This is a genomic window from Amycolatopsis sp. MtRt-6, assembly GCF_017308975.1.
Taxonomy (GTDB): domain Bacteria; phylum Actinomycetota; class Actinomycetes; order Mycobacteriales; family Pseudonocardiaceae; genus Amycolatopsis.
This window is the reverse complement of the sequence record NZ_JADWPD010000066.1, coordinates 1-3,924: the sequence shown is the minus strand read 5'-3', so window position 1 is coordinate 3,924 and position 3,924 is coordinate 1. Positions and strand designations below refer to the sequence as shown.

General features: G+C 68.9%; 2 protein-coding genes and 1 pseudogene. All 3 read left to right on the top strand.

The features are described 5' to 3' along the window. Positions 1 to 1,327, top strand: a 1,327-nt coding sequence (locus tag I4Q55_RS48780) for a hypothetical protein (protein WP_206797872.1), incomplete at its 5' end; no start/stop codon positions are given. Positions 1,328 to 2,033: 706 nt separating this feature from the next. Continuing rightward, entirely contained in the window at positions 2,034 to 3,152 is a 1,119-nt protein-coding gene (locus I4Q55_RS48775) for a UbiA prenyltransferase family protein (protein WP_206797871.1), read from the top strand. A gap of 471 nt (positions 3,153 to 3,623) precedes the next feature. After that, a pseudogene (locus tag I4Q55_RS48770) lies at positions 3,624 to 3,924 on the top strand (hypothetical protein); the annotation flags it as partial.

Genomic DNA, 3,924 nt, shown 5'->3' with positions numbered 1-3,924 from the left:
GAAACGGCAGACGCGCGAAGCCCAAGCCGCCAGGAACCGGCAGGGCAAGAAGGAGAAGTACGGACCGCCGATGCCCGACCCGCGTGATCGCGAGCAGGATCCGCCGAAGTCGCCGGAGGCCCCTGGCAAGTCGCCTATCGACCAAGCGTTGGACTCCCTGCGGCAGGCACCACCCAAGTCGGTCGAGGACAAGCTGCTCTCGCCGCGGGAAAGCAAGCGGGAGCGCGAAAAGCGTGAGGAGGCGCTTCGCGACCTGCAACAGACCGCGAAAGGCCGGGCCCAGTACGGACGCGACCAGCAGGGCGGCAACCCCGGCACCGGCCTGAGGCGACAACTCGAACAAGCCAAGGACGAGGCAGCCGAAGCCCGGCGAGCCGCAGGCCGACGCACCACGCAGCGAGTCACCGAAACCGAAGCAGAAGTCAAACGCCTCGAGAAACGGCAGACGCGCGAAGCCCAAGCCGCCAGGAACCGGCAGGGCAAGAAGGAGAAGTACGGACCGCCGATGCCCGACCCGCGTGATCGCGAGCCGACCTTGTCGGAGTTGCTCGCCGACGGTCGGTTGGGCCTGCGGTCTTCGGCACCCGATCCGCTGGAGCCCTACGTCCGCCCTCGTGATCTCACTCTCGCGCCGGCTCAACCGTCCTCGCCGAAGGAGACGACCGCCACCCCCGCGCCGCAGGGCGGGCAGCCGCCTGTGGCGCGGGGGCCGAGCAAGCGCGAACTCGAAGTGGCAGAACTCGTGCGGCGGCACAACGAAAGGATGGCTGCGCTGCGCAGCCGGCAAGCGGCCGAGGTACAACAGAAGGCCGCGGAGGCGGCACGGGTGAAAGCAGCGGAGGAGCAGCGGCAGAAAGACATCGACGAATACAGCAGGAAGCACGGAAAACCGAACGGTTCCCTTTCGGTGTGCGCAGGCGGGAACCTCCAGGCCTTCACCGGCGCGGCCGGCGACGCCTGCCTGACCGGGGATTCGCGAGGGCTCGGCTGGAGCACCGACCTGGACGCCGGCGCGGGAGCGGGGGTTTCGGCCGGCGTGGGTATCAGCGTGAAGGGGTCTTCGGCCAATATCGATGAGATACCGGGAGAATCCTACGCCGGATCGGCCAGTGTGAAAGCCGGCCCGGGTGGATCTGTTTCCGCCTCCGTCACCCGCGACGGCAAGAACTTCACCACAGGGTACGGCGTCGGGATCGGCTTCGGCGGCGGCGCCATGGCCGGCGTCGAGTACAGCCAGTCCGGCCGCCTCTTCGACTGGCCGACGCTGCCCAGCTGGGAAGACCTGGCCAGGTATGGCGCCGAGAATCCGCCGGGCTACGGCACCTGACCCGGAACCGGACTGCGGTAGGCGACTGGCGGCGGCCGATCCCGGATCGGCCGCCGCCAGTGGCGCGTCGATCCTGCCGATCGGCACGTCCGCCAGACCCGTCGGCCCCGGCCGGTCACGACTGGAGCGCGTTGAGAGCGCTCCCAGGCTACACGGGCCGTTTGCGACCCGCGGAGATCGTCACCCACCTGCGGCGGCGAGAAGTCCAGCGCCCAGACAAGTTCAGCCGAGATTCGACCGCCGCATCGGCTGCGATGACGAGCAGCGGGACGGCTCCGCGTCATGTCGACAGCGTGACGGCGGGGGCGGGCGGGTATGGCTGAGTAGGCTCCTGACCGCTGATCGTGAGCTGGCCGGCTGCGCGATGTCGCTTGTCTGCCCCGGCGAGCCTTGCGTCGAGCTGCCGGGTCGCTGTCTGAGGAGCGGCTGTCTCGATAAGGTTGGTCTGTGACCACTGAAGGAGAGCTGAACGCTGATCTTGGGTGGGTACTGGATCCGGCGATGGTGATGTGGTGCTTGACCTGAGTCTCCCACCGCGGCACGGTCGAATTCTTCGGCACGCAGATCTTCGCCGGTCGCCGTTTCGTCCTTTTCGGTCATACCACGTGCGGTACCCGGTGACCCGGCTGGCAAACGCCCGGCCGTTTGCCGGGGGGCGGGCCGGGAACCCGGAGGGCTCACCTCGTCGATCGAGGAAGGCTTGAGCATGACCCAGCGTGCGCCGGAGGCCCTCGTGGTGGGGCTATTGACCGATGACGGGTTGCCCGGGCAGCTCGCCGGGAGAATCGCGGAAGGCCTGCCCGCCCGCCTGGCCCGTGACCTCGGCGAGGAGACGACGTGGCGCGTCGAGCACGAGACTCAGTCCCTTCCGCTGAACGAGGAAGGTGACATCCCCATGCTGGCCCTGGCGGAGGAGCGCCGGGCCGAACACGGCTGGGACCTGCTGGTGCTGGTCACCGACCTCCCGCGGCGATCCGGCACGGTCCCGATCGCCTCGGACTACAACGTCGACCACGGTGTGGCGATGGTGTCGTTGCCTGCGCTCGGGGCATTGCGGCTGCGGGGCCGGGTGTCCCGGCTGGTCGTCCACCTGGTCCGGCACCTGGTGGCGCGCCGTACGGCAAAGGAGGCCGATCCGCCGCGCGGGATCCTCGACCGGCTGCGTGACCTGGTCGCGCCGACGCGGCACGTCCGCGGCCGCGGCGCCGCCGACGAGCACCTGGCTTTGGTGGGTCTGCGTGGCCGGGTGCGGTTGCTGGCCGGGATGATCCGGGACAACCGGCCGTGGCGGCTGGTGCCCAACCTCGCCGGAGCGACCGCGGCCGCGGCGGCCACTGCCGCGTACGGCATCATCACGACCTCGTTCTGGAAGCTCGCCGAAGCGCTGCCCGCGCTGCGGCTGGCGGGGATCACGGTGCTGGCGATCCTGCTCATGGCAGGCTGGCTGATGGTGCACAACCACCTGTGGGATTCGCCGTCCGGGCATCTCGACCGGCGCAAAGCTGTGTTGTACAACGCTTCGACCGCGCTGACGTTGTCGATCGGTGTGGCGTGCATGTACGCCATCCTGTTCGGGCTGGCGCTGGTGGCGTCGATCGTTTTGGTCGAGGGCATGTATTTCGGGCAGGTTCTCGGCCATCCGGCCGGGCCGGCTTCGTACTTGAAGCTGGTGTGGCTGGCGGCTTCCGTGGGCATCGTCGCCGGGGCGTTGGGTTCGAGCGTCGAAGACGAGGAACGCGTCCGCCGGGCGACCTACAGCCGGCGGGAGCAGGAGCGGCAGCAGGGCAACCGCGAGCGCGCCGAGGAATCCGACGGTGACGACTGAGCGACCACCGGGTTACGAACGCGCCCGGCCACCGCACTCGCCGGCGTCTTCGTGCCCCAGGACCCCGGGGCCCAGGACGAGCTGGCCAGGCGGGCAAAGTCGCCTTCGACTACGGCATGTTCTGGTCCGATTGGCGCATCCAGGGCGCCGGAAGAGCCCGCTGGCCGTATAACGCCCTATGCATCGACGCGTGAGGCTTCAGATCCGGAACTCTGGGTAACGGCGTCGGCCGCCGGGCCGGCCAGGGCGAGGCGTACTGGACGCGTTGTTCGGCACCCTGCGCGGCATTGAGTTCGACGGAGTGGCGACGGTGTGCGTGTTCGCGTGGAGTAGCGAGCAGTCGCAGTTCATGCTGGGGCGTGTCACGACGAGACCCGTCGCGAGCGAACCCGGGAACGCGAGGTGCGGCTAGCGTCTCCTGCGGGGCCCCGTTGCTCTCGAGCGGGCAGGATGGGGTGTGGGGAGTCGTGCTTGTCGGACGCGGTCCCTTTTCCCGGCCTGAGGATTGGACGCGCAATGGGACGGTCGTCGGTGTTCACCTTTCAGTACATCGCCATCGACACGGAGGCTGGTGTGACGCCGGAGGAGTTCGAGACCTTCGTGCGTGGTGAAGGTGTTCATCTGCCGTTGTACCCGGGGTGGCGGTGGACGCTGTTGCGCGGGTTGCGGGGAGAGCGGACCGGGCAGTACCTGATGTTGTTCGAGATCGAGAGCGCCGAGCAGCGTGACCGCTATGTCACGGCCCGGGGTGAGCAGACCGAGCTGGCCCGGT